The organism is Bathymodiolus heckerae thiotrophic gill symbiont, assembly GCF_900128515.1.
GTDB lineage: Bacteria > Pseudomonadota > Gammaproteobacteria > PS1 > Pseudothioglobaceae > Thioglobus_A.
In genome coordinates this window covers 12,119-34,845 of sequence record NZ_FQTP01000009.1, presented here as the reverse complement: position 1 = coordinate 34,845, position 22,727 = coordinate 12,119, and the positions used below count along the sequence as shown (strand labels likewise).

The window sequence follows — 22,727 nt, the reverse complement described above, 5'->3', positions numbered from 1 at the left end:
TGGTATCGTTCATCGTTAGTCAGTTGTTGATAATTCATTGCAATTTCCCGTAGTAAGAAAATAGCAAAGTTTATTACAACTGGCTATTTAATTACAATTAAAATTGCACTTGTTATGCGAATTCAAGGAATGAATATGCAGTATTAATTTACTTAATAATAAAACTTGGGTCATGACAACCCAAGCATATTTAAAACCATGTTAAAGTACCGTTATGAAAGTAAAAAATAAGTATGTAAATCGTTCCCGTATTTCAGAGAAGAGATTTAGAGAAATAATTAAGATTTTCGCTTACTTTTAAGAATTCCTTGCACGATCTCTTGCTGCTCTTCAAGCGTATGCGCATGATGAATAGAGGCCTTAATTTTTTGGCCTTTTTCCTGTCTTTCTATTGAATTTAAAATAGACAAAAACTCTTCTCGTGCCTGAACTTCGCTTAAAAAAGGTTCAAGCGCACATAACTCATTAAGTCGTTTAAAGACGCCTTGTTTATTTTGAAATGGTTTGATTAGCTCTGATTGAGTAATATTCTCATCTATTTGGGCTGATCTTATTAGCTCTAATAACACTTGAGAGCTTTCAATAGAGCGCACTCTAATTTCAGTCGTCGAATCAGCCAACATTGGGTAATTAAGCATTAATGTAATCATTTTAGACATGAGTACTTTCATGTTGTTAGGTTTAACGACTAGAGTAGACTCAAAATCGGAATGCTCGGAAAAATCATTAAGATCATTTTCTGGGCGATCTTCATAACTGGCTTCATCAAAATAAACACTTGGCCGCTCTTGAGACTGAGGAGTTTCTTGATCGAAAATAACTCGAACCTGATCAATACTCTGACCAACGATTTGTGCAACACCCTCAATTAACTGTTGCTGGTAAACCTCATAATTCACCGATTTAATCAAAACCGATATTCTTTCTAAAAATTGAGTTTTGCCTTCAATGGTATCAAAGTCGACCTTAGATTTGATATGATCAAACAAAAATTTTGACAAAGGCTGTGCCTTGCCAATACGCTCTTCAAATACCTTGGCCGACTCCTGCTTCACTAAAGAATCTGGGTCTTCGTCATCAGGTAAAAATAAGAATTTAAACGTTATCCCAACTTTGGTTAAAGGCAGAGTAATTTTCAACGCTTTCCAGGCCGCAGAACGACCCGCTTCATCGCCATCAAAACAAAATACCACAACATTAGTAGTGCGCATCAAAATTAATAAATGCTCAGTAGAAGTGGCCGTACCCAATGTTGCTACTACTTTGGTAATACCAGCTTGATGCAACGCCACCACATCCATATAACCCTCGACCACTAAAATATAATCTATGGCTCTAGAATATTTACGCGCGTGGTGCAAGCCGTACAATTCCCTTGATTTTGAAAAAATTGCACTTTCTGAAGAGTTTAAATATTTAGCCTTGGCATCTTTATCAAACGCCCTACCGCCAAAAGCAATAATATTACCTTTGGTATTATGTATCGGAAATATTAGTCGATCACGGAAAAAATCATAATCTCCATACTGACCCTCTTTTATCAACCCCAATGTTTTAAGATCGGCAAGGTCTTGCTCACTATTCTCAAAATTAAGCATTAAATCTTTATTGCCTGGGGAGGCAAAACCTAATTCAAAGCGTTTAGCAATTTCGCCACTAATACCTCGAGCCTTAGCATAGCTAACAGCCTTTTCTTTTGCTGGAGAGTTACGAAGTTGAGCTGAATAAAACTCACCTACCTTTTTAGAAAGATTACGATAACTCTCAAGTCTCGGGTCGACTGGCTTAGATTTAGAATCATACTCAATGGCCAAGCCATATTCACTAGCAATGGTTTCAATAGCCTCAACAAAATTTAAGTTGTCAAATTTTTGAATAAAACTAATTGCACCGCCACTCTCTCCACACTTAAAACAGTGATAAAATTGCTTGTGAGCATTGACAGCAAAATTACTATTTTTACCGCCATGAAAAGGACAAGGTGCGCGATAATCGCTGCCAGATTTTTTTAAGGGCAAGCGCTTCCTAATCAAATCAACAATGTCGATTTGATTAGGAAGATCGTCAATAAAGCTCTGAGCAATATAAGGCATAAAGCGTATTTTAATGAATAATCAAAATTTTTATCATCCTAAATTTATACCAACATGGATCCTAATTGGATTGATGAAGCTAGGCGCCAAACTGCCTTTTAAAGTTCAAATTTTTTTAGGTAAAGCAATGGGTTTACTGCTTTACCCAGTACTCGGTCGTTTTAGAAAAATTGCTTTTATTAATATCTCCCAATGCTTTCCAAATAAAAATAAATCTGAAGTTGAGCGACTGGTCAAGCAAAACTTTGAATCAATTGGTATTTCGATTTTTGAAACGGCTAACGCTTATTTTGCAACCGATAAAAAAGTCATCTCAATGCTTAGCATTCATAATGAACATTATTTAACCGAAACTATCAAACAAGATAAAAGTGTTATTTTATTAGCAGCTCACTTTATGCCATTGATGCTTGGATCTCGTTCACTATTACTAAAATATAATATCGCTAATATATACAGGCCTCAAAATAATGCTTTGTTTGATGAAGTAATGCGAAAAGGCTTTATTGATAATGGTGCAATTATGATCAAAACTAAAGATACGCGCTCAATACTTAAAGCCATTAAAAACAAACTACCCATTTGGTACGCACCCGATCAAGATCTAGGCTTAGAAAAGTGTGTATTTGCGCCATTTTTTAATATCCAAACGGCAACTGTTGCTGCTACTGCTCGCTTAGCTAAAAGCGAAAATACGGTCGTTATTCCATATTACTTTATTCGCACTGAATCCGGATATAGCATGAGTTTTGAGTCGCCTATTAAGAACTATCCAGATGCCGATTCTACAACAAGTGCTACTATCACCAATCAAATACTAGAAGCACAAATATTAAAAAATCCAGATCAATATTTATGGATTCATAAACGCTTTAAAACTCGCCCAGAAGGTGAGCCTGATTTTTATTAAAGAATTTTTAACCCTAATCCAAAAGTATAAATCATCAACTTAACATCACACTAAGACCTATTAAACAAGTCCAACTAAAATATTTTGAAAAAACATTGATTCGATCACAAAATCATGTATATTAATTACGTATATTAATTACGTATATTTTATTTAACCTCCATTTTTAATGAAATTTTATAATTTGATTGGTAGTGCCGCTCTAGGAAGTCGACTTCGTAGATTGTCACACATAATTACAAATGATGCTAAAAATATCTACGAACTTTACGATGTAAATTTACAACCTCATTGGTTCCCAGTATTTTTTATGTTAATGACACAAAATAACTTAGCCGTAAGCGAGATAGCCGAATCTACTGGTTTAGCCAGCTCTGCTGTAAGTAAAATTTCAAAAGAAATGTATGATGCTGGCCTTGTAACACTCGCCAAAAAGAAAAATGACTTAAGAGTAACCATGCTAACTTTGACAAATTTAGGGCGCAAAGAAGCAACAAAGCTTAATCCGCAAATAGCTGATGTATCAAAAGCAATTAACAGCCTCTTTTTAGAATCAGAAATAAATCTTTGGAGTGACCTAGACGCTATTGAACAGGCACTTAATCGAAAGGGAATACATGAAAGAGTGAAAAGTAATCTCAAAAAAGAACAATTTAGCTCAATAAAAATAAACCCTTTTAACGAAAGTCATGCAGAAGCTTTCAGGAGCCTAAATCTAGAATGGATTAAAGATTATTGGACTCCTGAGGATAAAGACTTTGAATACCTTGACAAGCCTAACGAAACTATTTTAAAAAAAAGCGGGTATATTGCAATAGTTACATTAAACGGCATCGTAATTGGAACATGTGGGCTTATTAAGATAAATTCAGAAACATACGAGTTGGTAAAAATGACTGTCAAAAAATCTTTCCGCAGAAAAGGAATTGGTCAACACCTTACTCAACACATTATTGAGAAATCTCGTGATTTGGGAGCAAAAACCATTACCTTAGAGTGCAACTCTGTACTGACCCCAGCTATTTCTTTGTATGAGAAATTTGGCTTTGAGTATGTGCCTTTTACATCTTCGCCATATACAAGATGCAACGTACAAATGAAAATAGAGCTAAGTAATTAAAAAATGTCATAATGAGCAAACTAGCATATACAAATAAAAATAGTAGCGTGACATTTCAAGCTATCGTAGATATATTCCCTCTAGCAATTTCGGTGATTCCATGGGGAATTTTATGTGGTTCTATGGCAATCCAAACTGGGTTCAGCCCTATTCAAGCTCAATTTTTATCTCTTTTTGTTTTTGCAGGGGCGGCGCAGTTGTCTGGCATGTCTATCATTGGCTCATCAGGTTCAATTTTTTCTCTAATTAGTTCTACCTCAGTAATTAGCTCTAGACATTTACTATACTCTGCAACATTCAGAGATGACGTAAGGCATTTGCCTTTTTTTAAGAGATTTTTTATTGCATTTTTACTAACTGATGAAATGTTTGCAGTTACTGAAACATACAAGCAAGCTACAGGAAAATTATCAGTTAAATATGCAATTATTTCAGGTTTAACTTTCTACATAATTTGGAACATATCAACTTTTATCGGTATTTATGCTGGAACTCAAATTCCAAAAATAGAATCTTTAGGGTTGGAATTTGCTATTGCTGCTACATTTATTGCCATGGTTATACCAAGTATCAAGACACATCCTACTTTGGTAGCAGTCTTATCTAGTGGGGTTTCTGCAACTGCTTTGTACTATTTAAAAATTGAAAATGGCTTGATACTTTCTGCATTCATTGGCATGTTTGCAGGATATTTTGTAAAACTTTATCAAGAAAAAAATGGATAAATTTAATCTATATATTATCATAATGGCAACAATAACTTTTTCTGTTAGATATTTCTTTTTTTCCAAACAGTTAAAGTTGCAGCTTAATAGTTCTGTAAAAACTTTTTTGACATTTACTGCCCCCTCCATACTCACTGCTATGTGGGCTCCTATAGTTTTTGGAGGTATAGAACAAACACAGCAAATAATTGAAGACCCTTTTTTAATTGCTGGTATTGGTACTATCTTGCTAAGCCTACTAATAAAAAATACTCTTGCCGTGGTATTAGTCAGTATGGTTATTTTCATTTTGATAAAAAATATAGTCTAATTTGGAGAATGTTTATGCTAAAAAGAAAAGATAGTTCTGTAACAATATTTTTTGATAATATTCCATGTCAAGGCAATAAAAATAACACCATCTTAGATACAGTTTTAGAAGCAGGAGTGGCTATCAAATACAGCTGTGGTGTAGGACAATGCAAACAATGTTCATTTCAATTACTTTCTGGAAAAATCCATTCTAATGAAGACTTTCAAGATAGATATCTTGCATGTCAATCGTACCCTCTTACTGATTTAAATATTACTCAAAAAGGAGTTAAACTATGAATAAAATGAACACTCGCCAAGGTGACTTGGTCAGGGAATCATATGAAAAATCTTTATTCCCTTCTTATTTTTCTACATGGCTAACAGGAAAAAGTCTGTCCACACAAAAACCTTCTATAAGTAATCATTGGTACTATTATGTAGGGTTTGTTTTATCAATTTTTCTAATCTCACTATGGCTGGGGTTTTACAATTTATCAAATTACCAAAATATTTCTATCATGCTTCTTTCTTGGGCAGGTTTGGTATTTTCTTCAAGAAGAATGGCTGCTGTTATCTTACACCAAAGTGTTCATGGGAGGCTGTCCAAAAACAAAGCTGTAGATGCTGTATTTGGTGACCTAGTAACCATATTAATGATTACTCAGGACTTTAAAACATATCAGCACGATCATTGTAATGTACATCATGCCCCTAGAACCTTTGCAACAGTAAATGACCCAATCGTTATGTTTTTTACTAAGCTTGGGATACAGCCTGGCTTAACAAAAAATAAGCTGTATATTAATTTTTTTACAACAATATTTTCTCCTTTGTTTCATATCAAATTTTTTATTACTAGGCTAAGATACAACATTAATATCAATAGACCTACTAGAAGTATATTTTCAATCGCTTATATTTCATTACTAGTCTACTTGTCCTATTATATATCTGGAAATCTTCTATCGCTTTTTATCGCATTTATTATTCCTGTAGCTATCTTTTACCAGGTAAGTGCATTTGTTGAGATGTGCAGTGAACATGCTTGGTTTGATAGTACTCCCAAGTCAATAGCAGAAAGAGAGCAAGATCTATATTTTTATGCAGATATATCGTGGGGTAGATTTTGTGGCTCCCAATACCCTAATAATAAGGGTTATAAAATATTAGCTTGGTATTTTTCTCAGTTATGCTTTCATTTGCCAGTACGTTTGTTTATTTTGGTAGGAGATTTACCTCAACATGATTATCATCATAGAAAGCCACTTTGTTTAAATTGGATAAATGCAACCTATAATCGACAAAATAGCGCCTCTAACCCCGAAAAAGATGAGCCAAAATATACGGAAATTTGGGGATTGCAAAATGCAATTAACCATGTATTTAATATCATGACAACAAAATCTAAAAACGAACTATCTAGAGTTCAAAACATATAGCTAGAGATTTTTATCTCTTCTTAGTAAAATACCATCACCAATCAAATACTAGAAGCACAAATATTAAAAAATCCAGATCAATATTTATGGATTCATAAACGCTTTAAAACTCGCCCAGAAGGTGAGCCTGATTTTTATTAACTTATTTACTTTAAGTATTAGAACAATTAAACAATTTAGCGTATAATTTACCCTTTATTATTTATGTTTTAGAAAAATTTATTATGTCAATTGATACACAAGCAATCATCAAAGAATACCAAGCAACTGATGGAGACACTGGCTCTACTAACGTGCAAGTTGCCTTATTAACAGCACGCATTAAACATTTAACTGAGCATTTTAAAACACATAAGAAAGATCATCATTCAAGAAGAGGCCTACTACATTTGGTTTCTCAACGTAAAAAACTATTGACTTACCTTAGAGGTAAAAACGTAAGCGCTTATTCTGATTTAATTTCACGCTTAGGTTTGAGAAAATAATTTAAATTATTTTTCATAAAGGCCCCATACGGGGCTTTTTTTATGCCTACTCAATAGTAAAATCAGCATCATGGAACTATCACCAACCTACCAACACATTGACGACCTTATTGAGCGTGCGAAGATTCTATCTGTACATTTAGATCTTGAGGAAAAACAAGGTCGCCTAGAAGAAGTGTTGCTAGAAATGGAAAATCCTGATGTTTGGTCAAAACCAGAAGTGGCACAATCGCTAAGTCAAGAAAAATCAAGCTTGGAAACAATATGCCACACTTTTGAGCAGGCTAATAATATTCTAAATGATGCTGTCGAATTACTCGATATGGCGCAATCTGAAGATGATGAAGATTGCGCTAATGGTGTCAAAGAAGATCTTAATACAGTAGAAAAATCCATTGCAAAACTTGAATTTGAACGCATGTTTAATGGCAATTTAGATGCTAACTCCGCCTATCTAGATATACAATCAGGTTCGGGTGGTACTGAGGCTCAAGATTGGGCTGAAATGGTGTTACGCATGTACTTACGCTGGGGCGATAAACACAAGTTTAAAGTCACTTTGATGGAAGCTTCTGCCGGAGAAGTGGCTGGCATTAAATCTGCCACTGTGCATTTACAAGGTGAGTACGCCTATGGTTGGCTGCGTAGTGAAATTGGCATTCATCGCTTAGTACGAAAATCACCTTTTAACGCTAATGGCAAACGCCACACTTCATTTTGCTCGGTATTTGTTTCACCTGAAGTTGATGATGATATTGATATCGAAATTAATAAGTCCGATATCCGTATTGATACTTACCGAGCAAGTGGCGCAGGTGGTCAGCACGTTAACAAAACCGATTCTGCGGTACGTATTACTCATCTACCAACCAATACCGTTGTTCAATGTCAAGATGGTCGATCTCAGCATGCCAATAAAGACCAGGCAATGAAGCAGTTAAAGTCAAAACTATATGAATTAGAAATGCAAAAACGTAACAATGAAAGTCAAGAGCAAGAAGATGCAAAATCTGACATCGGCTGGGGGCATCAAATTCGCTCTTATGTACTTGACCAATCACGCATTAAAGATTTGAGAACTGGTGTTGAATCAACCAATACTGGCGACGTACTGGATGGAAATTTAGATAAATTTATTGAAGCCAGCCTTAAAGCTGGATATTAGTAATTTAGCCAGCTTCTGAATATTTTCCTTATGCGCACTGTTTTTACGATAAATAACACCAATATCTCTTTTAACTTTATCACAACGTGAATCTGTAATAATATTATCATATTGCCTAAGTACGCCAAATTCTAGTGCCATTTTTGGAATAAAACTCACACCAACCTTCATATTAACCATTGCCACTAAAGTTGATATACTTGAGCATGAGTATTCAGACACTTGATTACTGGAAATGCTATTACTTTGTAAAATATGCGACCTTAGGCAATGACCCTCCTCAAGCAAAAGTAACGATTTATCTTTTATTGGGCTGTTGTAGCTGTCCTTGTGTCCAATAAAACAAATTGAATCTTCAAATATTTTATAACTCTCTATAAAATCAGGCATCTCATATGGCAAGGCAAATATTGCAAAATCTATCTTAGCCTGTTCAAGTAATTTGATTAAATTGTTACTAGTATCCTCTTTAAATATTACTTTTAATTGAGGATGGATAGATTCTATATTAGACAAAAATTTTGGCAATAAATACGTTGATATAGTAGGGATTACACCAATAGACAATTCAGATTCAAAAAAGTTTATTTTTGCTGATTCGGTTAAATCATTTACCTCAGATATAATACTAATAGCACGCTTTACAATATCTTCTCCAACCAAAGTAAAGCTAACATGCTTATTGTCTCTTTCCACCAATTGGACTTGTAAATCTTGCTCCAACTTAACAATACCTGCACTCAAGGTAGATGGACTGACAAAACTAGCTTTTGCCGCCTTAGTAAAATGTTGGGCCTTATGTAATTCAATTAAATATTGTAGATTTTTTAAACTTGGGCTCATATTTATATTCGCTTTTTTCGAACATTATATACTTAATTGTTCGCTTTACTCTAATAAAGTTACCTCCTATAATATGCCCATGTTTAAATAATAAAAGGAGAAAAAATATGCTAAAAAATAAAACTGGTGAACAAATACCAAAGGTAACTATTAAAACTCAAGAAAACAATCAATGGATTGATATCAACACTGATGATATTTTTTCTAAAAAAACTGTTGTAGTATTTTCACTTCCCGGTGCTTACACGCCAACTTGTTCATCATCACACTTACCAAGATACAACGAATTAGCAAATACTTTTAAAGAAAATGGGGTGGATGAAATAGTATGCGTGTCTGTTAATGATACGTTTGTTATGAACGCTTGGAAGCAAACTCAAGAATCTGAAAATATCTTTATGTTGCCTGATGGAAACACTGATTTCACCAAGGCAATGGGGATGCTAGTTAATAAGAGCGACTTAGGGTTTGGCGATAGATCTTGGCGTTATTCAATGTTAGTTAAAAATGGCATTATTGAAAAAATGTTTATAGAGGCAGAAGTTGAAGGCGACCCTTTTGAAGTGTCGGACGCTGATACAATGTTAAATTATATTAATAAAGATGCACGTATTGCTGATACAGCCGTCATGTTTAGTAAAGATGGATGTGCATACTGTGATAAAGCAATTGAGTTATTTAATGAGCACAATACCTTAGTTGAGCAAATTAAAATTGGTAAGGATATTACATCTAAATCACTAAGAGCAGTTAGTGGAAAAGACACTACGCCACAAATATTTATTGGTGGTCAATACATTGGTGGTGCTGATGAACTGGCGCAATATTTTAAAAACAAAAAAGGATAATTATGGCAAATGAAGGCTATCATGAAGCAGAAGAAAATTTAACCCAAGAAACTAAAGATATGCACAAGGCTATTGTTTCGTTGATGGAAGAGTTAGAGGCAATTGATTGGTATAATCAACGCATTGACGCATGTCAATGATGACGAATTATCAGCGATTTTGGCGCATAATCGTGATGAAGAAAAAGAACATGCAGCAATGGTTCTCGAATGGATTAGGCGAAAAGATGTTGTCTTTAGTAAAGAGCTGAAAGACTATTTGTTCACCAAAAAAGCTATTGCACATTGATTAAATAACAAAAAAAATTGACCCATACTTTAAAGGATTTTTATGAAAACACATTATGACATGATTGCAATTGGCGCTGGCTCAGGTGGATTATCAGCTGTAGAAAGAGCGTCAGAATATGGCAAAAAATGCGCAGTTATTGAAGTTAAAACCATTGGCGGCACTTGTGTTAATGTTGGCTGTGTACCTAAAAAAGTCATGTGGTTTGCGGCTAATACTGCCACTCAAATCAACAGTGCTAAAGGCTTTGGCTTCGATATAGACATGAAGAGTTTCTCTTGGAAAAAACTCAAAGAAGGTCGAAATAACTATATTAAAGGTATTACCAATTGGTACGATGGCTACTTAGAAGATTTAGGCATTGATTATATTCATGGCTTTGGAAAAATGGTTGATAAAAACACTATTAATGTTAACGGCATTGAATACACGGCTGATCATATTGTTCTATCACCAGGTGGAGAGCCTGCTATTCCGCATATTGAAGGTGCTGAACACGGCATTACTTCTGATGGTTTTTTTGAATTAGAGGATCTACCTAAAAAAGTTGCTGTTATTGGTGGCGGCTATATTGGTGTTGAGCTTGCTGGTGTTCTTAATGCACTAGGATCAAAAGTAGAGCTTTTTGGTCGTGCGGATAAATTACTTAGGGGTTTTGATCCCATGATTCAAGATGCCCTAGACAAAGACTATACCAACCACGGTATTATCATTCACCATCAAACGCAAATAGACAAAGTCACAAAAGACAAAACCATTATTACTAACAAAGGTGAGTTTTCTGGCTTTGACATCATTATCTGGGCAGTTGGAAGAAATCCAATGACGCAACACCTGGGCTTAGAAAATGCTGGCGTAGATTGCGATCAACGTGGTTTTATTCCTACGGACAAATTCCAAGTAACCAATATTGATAATATCTTTGCCTTGGGTGATGCGACTGGACGTGCGCCACTTACACCTGTGGCTATTGCAGCTGGCAGAAGATTGTCTGATCGCCTATACAACGGTATGACTGATCGTCATCTTGATTACAATAACATTGCCACAGTAGTGTTTTCACATCCTCCAATCGGTACAATTGGGCTAACGGAAGAGCAAGCCAACGAAAAATTTGATAAGGTTAAAATCTACAAATCAGAATTTACACCAATGGCAGATGCACTATTGGATCACAAGACCACGACAGCTTTGAAACTGGTCTGCGAAGGTGTCGATGAAAAAATTGTTGGCTGTCATATCATGGGTCATGGTGCCGATGAAATGCTACAAGGGTTTGCAGTAGCAATTAAAATGGGTGCAACTAAGAAGCAGTTTGATGATACGATAGCGATACATCCATCAAGTGCTGAAGAGTTAGTGACTATGAGCTAAACTTCGTCTTTTTCCCTAATACTGTGTTGCGCCAATTCCTTACTCAGTCATATAGTTTTATCTATATTCCATCGTTCGGCCTATCGCGCGCCTTATATTAGAGAAAAATACTCGCTTAACTAATTTTTATTCAAATATAGGGCGGAAGAAGCTACGCTCATAACTTACAATACAATCAGTTTCTTTTGCATATTCAAATGCAGAAAGGCATTCTTTATCTTTAAAAGAATCTATCCGATATTCCTCATAAGTTTTTAGATCAGGAAATGTAAACAATGCCAATGCAATATTATTCGACCCCTCAGAAGGAAGAAAATAACCATGATGCTGACCACCAAATTTCTCTACTAGTGGAATCCAAAGTTTTGCATACTGCTCAAATTCATTTACTTTTTTTGGGTCAATGACATATTTTAAGTAACAAGTAACCATTTTTATTGTTGTAATTATAAGTTGATTTCTATGGGTAATAATACCAAAATAAGTTAATTACGATTAACTTTTCTCCACTTATACGACTCAATAGGTGGTGTATAAAAACCCCAGAAACCTAATTTCTCTGCTTTGGCATCTTTCTCTGCTTGCTTATAAGTATTTTTATAAGAAAAAGCCATTCCAGATTCAACCATCAACTTACCAACATTAATATCGCCTTTATAAACACGAACCAAAATACGCTGATAATGATCAACGCCGATTGGCTGAATGCTTAGCTTTCCCGGTAGACTTTTTAATAGGCGTTTCAAATAACGCTTTGAGAGTTGCCCACAATCAATAATACGGTCTGAATATTGTCGACAATTTTGTTTTATCTCGGGAGTATCAATACCAGCAAGCCGCATTTGCAAACTAATACTATCACCATCAACTATATAAAGCGAGCGATCACTACTGAGTGAAAAATTATCTATATTAGCTAAGGCGCTAAATGAGATAAATAAGCTGAAAATAAATAATTTCATCTAATCTTTTAGTGGCGTAAAATTAATCATTTTAGCTGATCAGTAACCTAACATATGAGCGTATTGGAACAAGTGAAATTTGACGATCAAGGATTGATACCGGCTATCGCCCAAGATTATAAAACGAGTGAAATTTTAATGTTTGCCTGGATGAACAAAGAGGCATTGTCACTAACGATTGAAAAACAACAGGCTGTGTACTATTCTCGTTCTAGGAAAAAACTCTGGTTTAAGGGTGAAGAGTCTGGCCATACCCAAATAATTAAAGAAATATACAGCGATTGTGATCAAGATGTTATTTTGCTTAAAATTGAACAAGTTGGCGGCATTGCTTGTCATACAGGCCGAGCTTCTTGTTTCTTTCAGAAATTAGACAATAACAGCTGGGTCACAACAACCAAGGTTATTAAAGACCCAAAGGATATATATGGATAATATTTTTACACAATTAGAATCAATCTTAGAGCAACGTAAAAGCGTCGGTGCAGATAACTCATACGTATCGTCTTTATACAAAAAAGGTACCGATGAAATTCTTAAAAAAATTGGTGAAGAGTCTGCTGAAGTAATTATGGCAGTCAAAGATGATGTTGAAAGTAAGATTATCTATGAAGTTGCAGATTTATGGTTTCACACATTAGTATTACTTCGACATAAAGATATAGAAGTGGCTAAAATAGAGCAAGAATTATCAAGACGCTTTGGCTTGTCAGGACTGACAGAAAAAGCCAATAGAAACAAATAACGTAGGAGAGAATTATGATGCCAGGACCTTTTGAACTAATTATTATCTTAGTAATTGTATTACTACTTTTTGGTGGTAAACGCCTAAAAAACATTGGTGGCGACCTTGGAAGTGCGATTAAAGGATTTAAGAAATCAATGAAAGACAGTGACAATAATAAACTCGATGACAAAGACGACATCATTGAAACTAAAGTTGTTAGCGAAGAAAAAGAAAAATAAGCCATGTTTGATGTTGGATTTTGGGAGTTTGCCTTAATTGGTGTTATCGCCCTAATTATCGTTGGCCCTGAGCGCATGCCTAGTATTGCCAGGTCAGCTGGAAGATACGCAGGAAAGGCCAAGCGCTTTATTGCAAAAATTCAAGATGATGTCAGCGAAGAGCTAGATGTTGAAAAATTTAAAGATCAACTTAGCGCCATGGATAAAGACTCAAATATCATTGAGATTCTTGACGAAACAAAAGATACAATCAATGACATTAAAAACGATGTCAACAGCGACAAAACATGACCCCTAAAGAAATGACTTTTGTTCAACATTTAGTTGAACTTCGCGATATTTTATTGCGCTCTGTTATTGCAATTTTAGTTATTTTTATTAGTCTATTTCCTTTTGCCAATGAAGTTTACGGCTTTATTGCAGCACCTATTATTGATGTCTTACCTCAAGGTAGTAGCATTATCGCCATTGGCGTTATATCACCATTTTTAACACCGCTAAAAATGGCTTTAATTATGGCAGTATATCTCGCCATGCCATATCTACTCTATCAAATTTGGAAATTTGTAGCGCCAGCACTGTACAAACATGAAAGGCAAATGATTGTGCCATTAGTGGTTTCATCGACTATCTTATTTTACGCTGGCTTACTATTCTCATTCTATATTGTCTTTCCAGTTATCTTTGGATTCTTAACCAGTGTCGGACCAAGTATTGTTGATTTCACTCCTGATATTCAATACTACTTAGACTTTGTCTTGAAAGTTTCCTTTGCCTTTGGTGTGGCTTTTGAAGTACCTATTGCAACTATCCTGCTGATTATGTTTGGCATTACCACCATTGAAAATCTTAAGAAGAATCGCCCTTATGTGGTGATCGGTGCTTTTGTATTAGGCATGCTGTTAACGCCTCCAGATATCATTTCTCAAACATTGATTGCCATCCCGATGTGGCTACTGTTTGAAGCAGGATTAATTTTTGCACCACTATTTACACGCAAGGAAGAAGAGTCGTCTGATGATACCAACCCTGATAATGACCCTAGTAATAGCCCAGACAAAGACAAGAAAAAAAATTCAAGTGAGAATGACGATGAAGATTGGGATGATGACGAATTTGACGCCGAAATGGATAAAATCGACGAAGAGTTTCAAAAAATGGATGACGAATTTGCCAACTATCTAAAAAAATTAGATGATGACAACCCTGATAAAAAATCTTAGTAAGCTAGCCTAGCAATTCAAACGCATTAATGACGCTTTCAGCCACATCAACAATACGCTTATTTTTATCCATAGCCATCTTACGTAGTGACTGATAAGCCTCATCTTCATTAATGCCTTTATGCTTCATTAATAAACCTTTAGCCTTTTCAACAGCCTTACGCTCCGACAATTGACTGCGTGTTGCATCTAATTCATCTTTAAGCGCCTGAAATTCTCTAAAACGTGCCATGGCAACATCAATAATTGGCTGCACCCTACCCTCTTCAAGGCCATCTACAATATAGGCATTAACGCCTGATTTAATAGCAGAATTAGCCATCTCAGAGTTAGACTCTTCAGTAAACATGACAATTGGCTTTGGTTTGGTTTTATTAATATCCGTTAGATTTGCAAAAACCTCTTCATCTGGAATATCCGCATTAACAATAACCACATCTGCATGTGTCATTTCATTACTATCTTGCAATTGAGAGCTACTACTCATACGACAAATCACTTCATGGCCTTTGTCTTGTAAGGCTCTACGCAACATAGCAGAACGCCCGGAGTTTTCATCCACTAGGATGATTTTAAGTGCTATATTCATAAGGGTGAAATTTTAACCTATGAAGTCATACATGATTTAAAAATTGCTCTATGCACATCACCAATACTAATAATGCCAATTAACTTACCTTGTTTAGTTACTGGAATTCTACGATATTTTCTAAGCCACATAGTGCTGGCTGCTTTTAGGCATGGCATATCAACATCAATACTATCTACGCCGTCTGTCATGATGTCACTAATTTTAGCATTCATGGTATCTTTATAGTTTGTTTCCATATTTTCAAAATCAAAATGTGTATCGCTCATGATTTCCCCAAGGTCTGGAAACATGTGTTGCAAAATATCTTTTTCAGAAATAATACCAACTAAGTTATTCTCTGTATCTACAACTGGAGCACCACTAATATGATCCATAATCATCATTAGTGCAATATCCTTAACTGGCTGATCTGGGGATACCGTCTTTACATTGGTTGTCATAATATCTTGAACAATCATACTTTCTCCTTTTTTTATTAAACACTCTCGTCTTTCTAAAAAACTATTCTACATAAATAAAAATAATAATATTAAGGTTTTGATACCAAAAAACCCCTCACTAGGCGGGGTTAAAAATTATTAATAATTTTTAGAGAGGATTCTTTACAGCCCTCCCTTGATAGGTGGAAAGGTTATTTTGTAAATTCTGGATAAGCCTCTAATCCACATTCAACAATATCTGAGCCTGTGTATTCTTCTTCTTCAGAGATTCTAACACCCATTATAGCTTTCAACACTAACCATAACACCATTGATGTACCAAACACCCAAACAAAGATTGTACCTGCGCCAGCCAATTGGCCACTGAATGATACGCCTGAATTAGTTAATGGTACTGCTAGTAAACCCCATAAACCAACCACACCGTGTACTGAAATTGCACCTACTGGATCATCAATTTTGAACACTTTATCTAATGTCGAAATTGAGAATACCACTAACAACCCGCCTACAGCACCGATTAAAGTTGCTTCTAATGCAGTTGGTGTATCAGGTCCGGCGGTAATAGCAACAAGACCAGCTAATGCGCCATTGAGTGCCATTGTAAGATCTGCCTTGCCCCATAGTAATTTAACTAGGATTAACGCCGCTATAACACCACCAGCTGCTGCTGCATTAGTATTCAAAAATACCATTGCAACTGCATTGGCACTCTCTTTACTAGCCATTGCTAATACTGAACCACCATTAAAACCAAACCAACCCATCCATAAAATGAATGTACCTAATGTTGCTAATGGCATATTCGCACCTGGAATCGCATTTGATGAGCCATCTTTGTTGTATTTACCCTTACGAGCACCCAATACAATAACACCTGCTAATGCTGCTGCAGCGCCAGCCATATGCACAATACCTGAACCAGCAAAGTCAGAGAAACCTAAGTCAGATAACGTGTACAAACCAAATACAGCTTCGCCAGCCCATGTCCAAGCACCTTCCATTGGATAAATGATGCCGGTAAAGACAACAGCGAAAGCGAAGAATGAGAATAACTTCATACGCTCAGCAACCGCGCCCGAAACAATACTCATGGCTGTTGCTACAAATACTACTTGGAAGAAGAAATCAGAAGCGTTTGAGTATTTATCGCCCGCACCACTAATGCCGTCTAATAAAATACCGCCACCATACATCACATCATAGCCATAAACCATGTAAGTTGTACAAGCAATCGCAAATAATCCGATATTTTTTGTTAAAATTTCTGCTGTATTTTTACTACGAACCATACCTGCTTCAAGCATCGAGAATCCCGCTGCCATCCACATAACCAATGCACCCATCATTAAGAAATAAAATGTATCAAGTGCAAATTGCATTTCTAAAATTGTATTTTCCATCCCGTCCTCCTTATAGTGCCACTGAACCAGTCTCGCCCGTACGAATACGAACCACTTGCTCTAGTGATGTAATAAATATTTTTCCATCGCCAATCTTGCCACCATCTGATTTGGCAGCTGAGCTAATTGCTTCAACAACACTATCAACCTGATCTGCAACTATAGCAATCTCCAGCTTCACTTTTGGTAAAAAATCTACCGAATATTCAGCACCTCTATATAACTCTGTGTGTCCTTTTTGACGACCAAAACCTTTCACTTCAGTTGCTGTAATTCCTGAAACGCCAATTTCTGATAGCGCCTCCCTTACATCATCAAGCTTGAATGGTTTGATAATTGCTGTTACCATTTTCATTGTCTTACTCCTTTTTCTTTAAACCAAAAAAAATGCCAGTTAACTTCCACTTGCATAATTGCAAATAAAATTAACTGGCATCAATACCACTTTATACATCACTCCCTCATGAAGCATGCAAAAAAAAACGTTTATTTAAATCCTAGTTGAAAAAGAATTTAAATAAACGTCTATGTTTGTTGTCAAATCCCGCCTTTGGGCTCTAACTAAAAATAATTATAACTACTTTAATAAATAAATGTGCATCATTTTTTTAAAAATTGATTTAAATGGTGCTAAGCGTAGTTATCTTCAAAATTATCTAAAAAATCATTAATGGATAAATAGTGATTTCCATCACAAGAAAAACTAAGCCCAACCGTACCATTCATGATATTCAAGCTACCCGTTTTTAAGTATAAATTTTCATCCATAAAGCGCATGTGTTTAAATTTATCAAATACATCTTTTACTTGTTCTTGAGTTACTTTTGCCGCTTGAGGGTATGATTTTTTTGGATATAAGAGAAAAATATTAGGACTGGTGATTTCATCAAGTACATGCACATGATAATTATAAGGATTGTCATAATTCCAAATGGTTGCTCTTGATGAAGCATAATGAAGCTTTAAATGAAAAATACCAAGCTCACACATCAATTCAACAGCAATATCATGCACCATATCAACAGATTGATCCATTGCAGATGACGCTCTTACTTGGTTAAATAAATTAGAGCGTATCTCAGGATCGCCCTTGATTTGTCGCCATTCATCTAAATCTAAATCTTGCTTAGGCAAGGGTAGTTTTTCCAAGTCAAGATCAAACACCAACATGCCTATAATTTTATCTGCATGGCAAATTGTATGCACCACACTAATACAAGGCTTGAGTGTTGCAGTCGAGATATAGGCGTCAGATATATAGATTGGATGCTCATCATCAATGGCGCTAAAAAATGGTCGATTAGAAAGATCTTGGCCTTGAAATTCAGTGTCAATATTCTCTTTTGTAATATTGGCACTGATTTGAGCACCCAAACTATCAATAACATAAACCAAATTTGCATGCTGATGATGCCGCATATACAAAAACAATAATTCATTCAATTTTTCAAAACTATGTGTATTTTCTAAACAATCATCACAGGCCTGTGTAAGTTGCATTAAACCCTCACCTAATTGATCTGTTAAAAAATCTTTTTGCTTAACAATTAAATCTGATATTTGCATACATTTCTATTGGGTAATTATATTAATATAGTCTGCTTCACTTAAAATTTTAACACCGAATTTTTCCGCACTTTCTATTTTTTTTTGACCCACTTTGTCGCCAATAATCAAATAATCAGTTTTTCCGGTGACACTTAAAACAACTTGAATGCCAATTGATTTGGCATGCTTTTTCATCTCATCTCTAGAGCCTTGCATCTTCCCAGTAAAAACAACTTTTTTACCGACTAATGGATGAGAGAAGTTTGAATTTACCTGCTCAAGAGAAGTTAGCTCTAAATTAAATTTATAGGTAAGCAAACAGTCATATTCTTCACGTAAAGTTTTTAATCCATCAACAATTAATGCTGCACTTAAAGTTGCAAAACCATTGATATTGGCTATTTCAGACTCATTAAGCTTAAAAATATCTTTAATTGAATAAGACTTGAGTAAATTCTCACAATTCCCCATGCCCATCCGATTAATACCAAACGCAGCTAAAAATCGCCAGTCTTCAATCTCTTGTGTAAATGAACGTTTTAATTGATTGAATAAATTTTGACTGGTTTTATCACCAAAACCCATGTTTGCAAAATCTTGTTCATTGAGTTGATAAATTTGTGAAATTTTACGAATACCATGTTCGTACAATTTTTCAATGGTGGCGATACCAAATCCATCATTATTTGCCAAAATTTTAAAAAAATACTCCATTTTGCCAATAATCTGCGCTGGACACTCAACATGATTTATACACATTAGGAAATCAGACTGCCAAGTCAATACAGAACTGCAACTTGGACAAATTTCTGGAATGCTAATTTCAGCTGGTTTTAGAACTTTGATAATTTTAGGGATCACCAAACCTGAGCGAGTCAACTCAACAATACTATCTTCGCCCAAACCCTGCTCTTTAACTAAGCCATAATGATGCCCTGTTGCTCTCACAATAGTAGCGCCACTTAATTGTGTCGGCTCAAGCTCGGCTACTGGTGTAATCTTTCCTGTACGACCTACTTGTGGCGTAACTCCTAGCACCTTAACTTGTGCCTTATCTTTATTTTCCTTATAGGCAATTTGCCATCGATGAAATTTTCGATTGGCGCCCATATGATTTTTTAAAGACTGGTCGATCGCTTCAAATACGACACCATCAACATCAAAATCAACCATTGATAAAATATCATTGATAATAGTTTCAAAATTATCAATCATCTTATTAATGCTGCCTATCCACTTTGGTAGCTGTGCAAAAGGCACGAATAGTGCAGCTTTATCCGCTATAGCCTGCTTAGCCTTATCATCCAACGCCTTCTCTTTAATGAGGCTAGCTTGGAAATTTCGAGGATATTCAAAACTGTCTGCTAGATATTTTTCAAAATAACACTTCTTAATCACGATCTCACCCGCGCCCTGTCCGCGCTCAGAAGCGTTAAACACCTGCAAACCGCGATCAAACACGCGAGTGATATCACTGCCTTTTTTTCCATCGCCACGCGTATAAAGATGCTTGCCATCATCATAACCAGCAAAGCCATCTAATTTTGGTGTTGCTTTGATTTCAATATCATTGATATCAATATCAATTTCAAGGCAAGATTTTTCAAGACGCTCAATCCACTTTTGAATCTCAGCCCATGAATAAGCCTTATCAGTAGATAGCATGATTTCAGGCAATAATACCTTTTCATCAGAAAAACCTTGGCCTTCAGGCTCAATTGATTGGAAAAGTTTATGCCCAGGCAGTCTTTTATTTAACTCGGCAAGATAGATAAAATCATAATCTTGATCGCTAACAATCGGATTTCCTTGTCGATAAGCCTCATTGGCTTGTTGGCAAAATTCAGCCAGATCATTATCTGACAAATCATTCAGTACGGATTTCTGCTGAATGATTTGTTGAATTAAGCTTTTCGACAAGCTCATTAACGTTTGCTTAGAATTGTTTAGCGATGTTGCCTAAGAATTCATAACTAAAGTCAATAGTTGCCTGCTCGTTTTCTTCAAAAAGATCATTGAAATAAACTTCTGTTAAGTTGCTATCAATTTGCTTAACACTAATTTGGAATGACTTTTTAATCGCGTCATCACCAAATAGTCGCGACCAGATACCTTTATCTTTAGTTCTAGCAATATTAATATAGAAACTGCTTTCTTTGATGTCTTTATCTTCAACATCAACATTTAACTGATCAAGTGCCCAGCCTACATTGTCCCATGTGTCGTACCGACCTAAAGAAAAAATCAATTTAGCATAACCGCCAACGCCTTTAGCTACTGTTACTGTTAATTGCTGCTCTTCTTTAGCTTGAAGAATTTTTTCTCTAGTAACAGCATGATCACTATCCAAGAATGTCATTAGACGATATAGCATTTCTGTTTCTAGTGCCTGATCCTTTGGTTTAGACTGCCAAATGGTATTTTCATCATCTTGGCCAGCTTTAGTGATCACTTCTTCCATAGAAGTTAGTGATAAATATACAGCCGTTTTTCCAGTTTCAAGCGTTGGCTCAATACGAATACGATACTTATCTACAATTGGCAATGCATATCTAGCTGCAACAGCCTTCTTTAGCATTGATCTAATCAAACCAACAGACTTGTCAGGAATTTCAGGATGATTTTCTAAAAAATCAGTCTCCATTAGGCCAATTTTTTTATTAGTTTTCTTAATGGCAAAGCCATGAGATTTGAAAAAGCTTTTTGATAGATTCCATACTGCATCTGGCTTTTTATCCACAATCAACCAACGACGCTCACCTGATCTCTTAACTTCTACATTTGAAGGTGTTCTTAAGATGCTTGAGGCCTCTTTAATAGCATTATCCTTGTCAGAAAAACTAATGGTATCCTCTTGAAGATTAGAGACATACTCACTTAATTTAAAAGCATTTTGAGAGCTTGGTTTAGTTAAATCTGGTGGGATTTCTAACGAGGTTACTGTCTTATTTGAATAATATTTAATATCTCTTTCGCCAAGACCTGTGTTTTTCACTTCTTCTTTTTCATTCAATGAAAAACACCCTGTTAGTGTTAATGATAATAGCACTAATGCTGTTGTTTTAATCATACTACATAACCCCCAAATTGGATAAATCTCGCTCTAATACTACTCGAGCCTGTTGTGATAACTTTGTCAAAGGTAGGCGAATACCACTCTCGCACTTACCCATTTTATGCATGGCCCACTTAACCGGAATCGGATTGGACTCAATAAATAAATTTTTATGTAAATTAGCTAGTGGCTTGTCATAGCCTTGTGCACCAGTTTTATCATCATTGTATGCTGCTTCATACGCTTGAGAAAGTGCTTTTGGCGCAACATTGGCAGTCACAGAAATGCCGCCATGACCGCCCATCAAAATAAACTCAATTGCTGTTGCATCATCACCACTATACAATAAGAAATCTTCCGGGCAATTGTCAATCAAAGTTTTAGCAACAGTTAAATCACCTGTTGCATCTTTAACGCCAATAATATTTGAAATACTTGACAGCCTAACAATAGTTTCAGGCAGCAAATCCACCGCCGTTCTACCAGGAACATTGTATAAAATTTGATCAATATCAACTGTTTCGGCAATCAATTTGTAATGCTGAAACAAGCCTTCTTGAGTTGGCTTGTTGTAATAAGGTGTCACCAATAAACATGCATCAGCGCCAATTTCTTTAGCAGCTTGAGTTAGCTCAATTGCTTCAGAAGTTGAATTGGCACCGGTGCCAGCAATAATAGCAATACGCTTATTCGAAAAACCAATGGTTTTACGCATTACTTCAATATGTTCTTTCTGATTCAGCGTTGCACTTTCGCCCGTTGTGCCCATCGAGATAATCGCTTTAGTTCCAGATTCAATATGGAACTCAACCAAAGCCTCAAGCGATGCAAAATCTACCGATCCATTGTCAAACATCGGTGTAATTAAAGCGACCATTGAGCCGGTTAAAGAGTGATTTATACGCATTATCAAAAACAATAAAAATGATTAAGTAGAATTATATACGAATGCAG

Annotated in this window: 27 protein-coding genes and 2 pseudogenes; 17 read left to right on the top strand and 12 right to left on the bottom strand. The window is 35.6% G+C overall.

Annotated features, from left to right (window positions below; genetic code table 11):
* Positions 1 to 278 precede the first annotated feature (278 nt).
* The gene (gene dnaG, locus BTHERMOSOX_RS02290) at positions 279 to 2,093 is read right to left on the bottom strand and encodes a DNA primase (RefSeq protein WP_138119016.1); all 1,815 of its coding nucleotides are present in this window, start codon (positions 2,091 to 2,093) and stop codon (positions 279 to 281) included.
* Positions 2,094 to 2,106: 13 nt separating this feature from the next.
* Between dnaG and BTHERMOSOX_RS02285 the strand changes: the two genes are divergently transcribed.
* The 9 genes and pseudogenes from BTHERMOSOX_RS02285 to prfB all read left to right on the top strand — a co-directional run bounded on the left by BTHERMOSOX_RS02285 (position 2,107) and on the right by prfB (position 8,231).
* The gene (locus tag BTHERMOSOX_RS02285; RefSeq protein WP_138119014.1) at positions 2,107 to 3,003 is read left to right on the top strand and encodes an LpxL/LpxP family acyltransferase; all 897 of its coding nucleotides are present in this window, start codon (positions 2,107 to 2,109) and stop codon (positions 3,001 to 3,003) included.
* A 169-nt stretch (positions 3,004 to 3,172) separates the two neighbouring features.
* Positions 3,173 to 4,123, top strand: coding sequence for a bifunctional helix-turn-helix transcriptional regulator/GNAT family N-acetyltransferase (locus tag BTHERMOSOX_RS02280; protein WP_138119011.1), 951 nt, complete (start codon positions 3,173 to 3,175; stop codon positions 4,121 to 4,123).
* A gap of 11 nt (positions 4,124 to 4,134) precedes the next feature.
* Entirely contained in the window at positions 4,135 to 4,848 is a 714-nt protein-coding gene (locus BTHERMOSOX_RS02275) for an AzlC family ABC transporter permease (protein WP_138119009.1), read from the top strand.
* On the top strand, positions 4,841 to 5,158 hold the full coding sequence (locus tag BTHERMOSOX_RS02270; protein WP_138119007.1) for an AzlD domain-containing protein: 318 nt from the start codon (positions 4,841 to 4,843) through the stop codon (positions 5,156 to 5,158). Before BTHERMOSOX_RS02275 ends, BTHERMOSOX_RS02270 begins: the two co-directional genes overlap by 8 nt.
* Before the next feature lie 14 nt (positions 5,159 to 5,172).
* Positions 5,173 to 5,439 carry a 2Fe-2S iron-sulfur cluster-binding protein gene (locus tag BTHERMOSOX_RS02265; protein WP_171004625.1) on the top strand — a complete coding sequence of 89 codons (267 nt, stop codon included), beginning with the start codon at positions 5,173 to 5,175 and terminating at the stop codon, positions 5,437 to 5,439.
* Positions 5,436 to 6,581 (top strand): fatty acid desaturase, encoded by a 1,146-nt coding sequence (locus tag BTHERMOSOX_RS02260; RefSeq protein WP_138119003.1) that lies wholly within the window; start codon positions 5,436 to 5,438, stop codon positions 6,579 to 6,581. The genes BTHERMOSOX_RS02265 and BTHERMOSOX_RS02260 overlap by 4 nt, the downstream gene beginning before the upstream one ends.
* A gap of 33 nt (positions 6,582 to 6,614) precedes the next feature.
* Positions 6,615 to 6,722: pseudogene (locus BTHERMOSOX_RS02255) on the top strand (LpxL/LpxP family acyltransferase); the annotation flags it as partial.
* 83 nt (positions 6,723 to 6,805) lie between these two features.
* Entirely contained in the window at positions 6,806 to 7,066 is a 261-nt protein-coding gene (rpsO, locus tag BTHERMOSOX_RS02250) for a 30S ribosomal protein S15 (RefSeq protein ID WP_138119001.1), read from the top strand.
* Positions 7,067 to 7,136: 70 nt separating this feature from the next.
* Positions 7,137 to 8,231 carry a peptide chain release factor 2 gene (gene prfB / locus BTHERMOSOX_RS02245; RefSeq protein ID WP_138118999.1) on the top strand — a complete coding sequence of 365 codons (1,095 nt, stop codon included), beginning with the start codon at positions 7,137 to 7,139 and terminating at the stop codon, positions 8,229 to 8,231.
* Here prfB and BTHERMOSOX_RS02240 read toward each other — a convergent pair.
* On the bottom strand, positions 8,190 to 9,074 hold the full coding sequence (locus tag BTHERMOSOX_RS02240) for a LysR family transcriptional regulator (protein WP_138118997.1): 885 nt from the start codon (positions 9,072 to 9,074) through the stop codon (positions 8,190 to 8,192). The genes prfB and BTHERMOSOX_RS02240 overlap by 42 nt on opposite strands.
* Before the next feature lie 107 nt (positions 9,075 to 9,181).
* Between BTHERMOSOX_RS02240 and BTHERMOSOX_RS02235 the strand changes: the two genes are divergently transcribed.
* The 3 genes and pseudogenes from BTHERMOSOX_RS02235 (at position 9,182) to gorA (ending at position 11,584) form a co-directional block, all read left to right on the top strand.
* Complete coding sequence (locus BTHERMOSOX_RS02235; RefSeq protein ID WP_138118995.1) at positions 9,182 to 9,922, top strand: glutathione peroxidase; 741 nt, start codon at positions 9,182 to 9,184, stop codon at positions 9,920 to 9,922.
* Between the two features lie 2 nt (positions 9,923 to 9,924).
* Positions 9,925 to 10,210: pseudogene (locus BTHERMOSOX_RS02230) on the top strand (ferritin family protein).
* Positions 10,211 to 10,252: 42 nt separating this feature from the next.
* Positions 10,253 to 11,584, top strand: a complete 1,332-nt coding sequence (gorA, locus tag BTHERMOSOX_RS02225) for a glutathione-disulfide reductase (RefSeq protein ID WP_138118993.1) — start codon at positions 10,253 to 10,255, stop codon at positions 11,582 to 11,584.
* Between the two features lie 126 nt (positions 11,585 to 11,710).
* Here gorA and BTHERMOSOX_RS02220 read toward each other — a convergent pair whose 3' ends face one another.
* Positions 11,711 to 12,016: an NIPSNAP family protein gene (locus tag BTHERMOSOX_RS02220; protein ID WP_138118991.1), complete on the bottom strand. Its 306-nt coding sequence runs from the start codon at positions 12,014 to 12,016 to the stop codon at positions 11,711 to 11,713.
* A 53-nt stretch (positions 12,017 to 12,069) separates the two neighbouring features.
* Positions 12,070 to 12,546 (bottom strand): thermonuclease family protein, encoded by a 477-nt coding sequence (locus tag BTHERMOSOX_RS02215; RefSeq protein ID WP_138118989.1) that lies wholly within the window; start codon positions 12,544 to 12,546, stop codon positions 12,070 to 12,072.
* A gap of 54 nt (positions 12,547 to 12,600) precedes the next feature.
* On the opposite strand from BTHERMOSOX_RS02215, the gene hisI reads away from it, so the two are divergent.
* Genes hisI through tatC form a run of 5 tightly spaced genes read left to right on the top strand, consistent with a single transcriptional unit; the run spans position 12,601 to position 14,735 of the window.
* Positions 12,601 to 12,981: a phosphoribosyl-AMP cyclohydrolase gene (gene hisI, locus BTHERMOSOX_RS02210; protein ID WP_138118987.1), complete on the top strand. Its 381-nt coding sequence runs from the start codon at positions 12,601 to 12,603 to the stop codon at positions 12,979 to 12,981.
* Positions 12,974 to 13,291 (top strand): phosphoribosyl-ATP diphosphatase, encoded by a 318-nt coding sequence (locus BTHERMOSOX_RS02205; protein ID WP_138118985.1) that lies wholly within the window; start codon positions 12,974 to 12,976, stop codon positions 13,289 to 13,291. Before hisI ends, BTHERMOSOX_RS02205 begins: the two co-directional genes overlap by 8 nt.
* Before the next feature lie 14 nt (positions 13,292 to 13,305).
* The gene (tatA, locus tag BTHERMOSOX_RS02200) at positions 13,306 to 13,512 is read left to right on the top strand and encodes a twin-arginine translocase TatA/TatE family subunit (protein ID WP_171004624.1); all 207 of its coding nucleotides are present in this window, start codon (positions 13,306 to 13,308) and stop codon (positions 13,510 to 13,512) included.
* A gap of 3 nt (positions 13,513 to 13,515) precedes the next feature.
* Positions 13,516 to 13,803, top strand: coding sequence for a Sec-independent protein translocase protein TatB (gene tatB, locus BTHERMOSOX_RS02195; protein ID WP_138118981.1), 288 nt, complete (start codon positions 13,516 to 13,518; stop codon positions 13,801 to 13,803).
* Positions 13,800 to 14,735 carry a twin-arginine translocase subunit TatC gene (tatC, locus tag BTHERMOSOX_RS02190; protein WP_138118979.1) on the top strand — a complete coding sequence of 312 codons (936 nt, stop codon included), beginning with the start codon at positions 13,800 to 13,802 and terminating at the stop codon, positions 14,733 to 14,735. Before tatB ends, tatC begins: the two co-directional genes overlap by 4 nt.
* A 4-nt stretch (positions 14,736 to 14,739) precedes the next feature.
* On the opposite strand, the gene BTHERMOSOX_RS02185 is transcribed toward tatC, so the two are convergent.
* The 8 genes from BTHERMOSOX_RS02185 to dapA all read right to left on the bottom strand — a co-directional run bounded on the left by BTHERMOSOX_RS02185 (position 14,740) and on the right by dapA (position 22,683).
* Entirely contained in the window at positions 14,740 to 15,324 is a 585-nt protein-coding gene (locus tag BTHERMOSOX_RS02185; RefSeq protein WP_138118978.1) for an ANTAR domain-containing response regulator, read from the bottom strand.
* 17 nt (positions 15,325 to 15,341) lie between these two features.
* A complete protein-coding gene (locus tag BTHERMOSOX_RS02180; RefSeq protein WP_138118976.1) occupies positions 15,342 to 15,785 on the bottom strand; it encodes a CBS domain-containing protein in 444 nt (147 codons plus the stop codon).
* A 173-nt stretch (positions 15,786 to 15,958) separates the two neighbouring features.
* On the bottom strand, positions 15,959 to 17,170 hold the full coding sequence (locus tag BTHERMOSOX_RS02175) for an ammonium transporter family protein (protein ID WP_138118974.1): 1,212 nt from the start codon (positions 17,168 to 17,170) through the stop codon (positions 15,959 to 15,961).
* Positions 17,171 to 17,180: 10 nt separating this feature from the next.
* On the bottom strand, positions 17,181 to 17,525 hold the full coding sequence (locus tag BTHERMOSOX_RS02170; protein WP_138118972.1) for a P-II family nitrogen regulator: 345 nt from the start codon (positions 17,523 to 17,525) through the stop codon (positions 17,181 to 17,183).
* A 275-nt stretch (positions 17,526 to 17,800) separates the two neighbouring features.
* Positions 17,801 to 18,736 (bottom strand): PDC sensor domain-containing protein, encoded by a 936-nt coding sequence (locus BTHERMOSOX_RS02165; protein WP_138118970.1) that lies wholly within the window; start codon positions 18,734 to 18,736, stop codon positions 17,801 to 17,803.
* 6 nt (positions 18,737 to 18,742) lie between these two features.
* A complete protein-coding gene (locus BTHERMOSOX_RS02160) occupies positions 18,743 to 20,644 on the bottom strand; it encodes a BRCT domain-containing protein (protein WP_138118968.1) in 1,902 nt (633 codons plus the stop codon).
* A gap of 10 nt (positions 20,645 to 20,654) precedes the next feature.
* Positions 20,655 to 21,788 (bottom strand): NlpB/DapX family lipoprotein, encoded by a 1,134-nt coding sequence (locus tag BTHERMOSOX_RS02155; RefSeq protein WP_138118966.1) that lies wholly within the window; start codon positions 21,786 to 21,788, stop codon positions 20,655 to 20,657.
* A 1-nt stretch (position 21,789) separates the two neighbouring features.
* Positions 21,790 to 22,683: a 4-hydroxy-tetrahydrodipicolinate synthase gene (dapA, locus tag BTHERMOSOX_RS02150; protein ID WP_138119018.1), complete on the bottom strand. Its 894-nt coding sequence runs from the start codon at positions 22,681 to 22,683 to the stop codon at positions 21,790 to 21,792.
* Between the last annotated feature and the right edge of the window lie 44 nt (positions 22,684 to 22,727).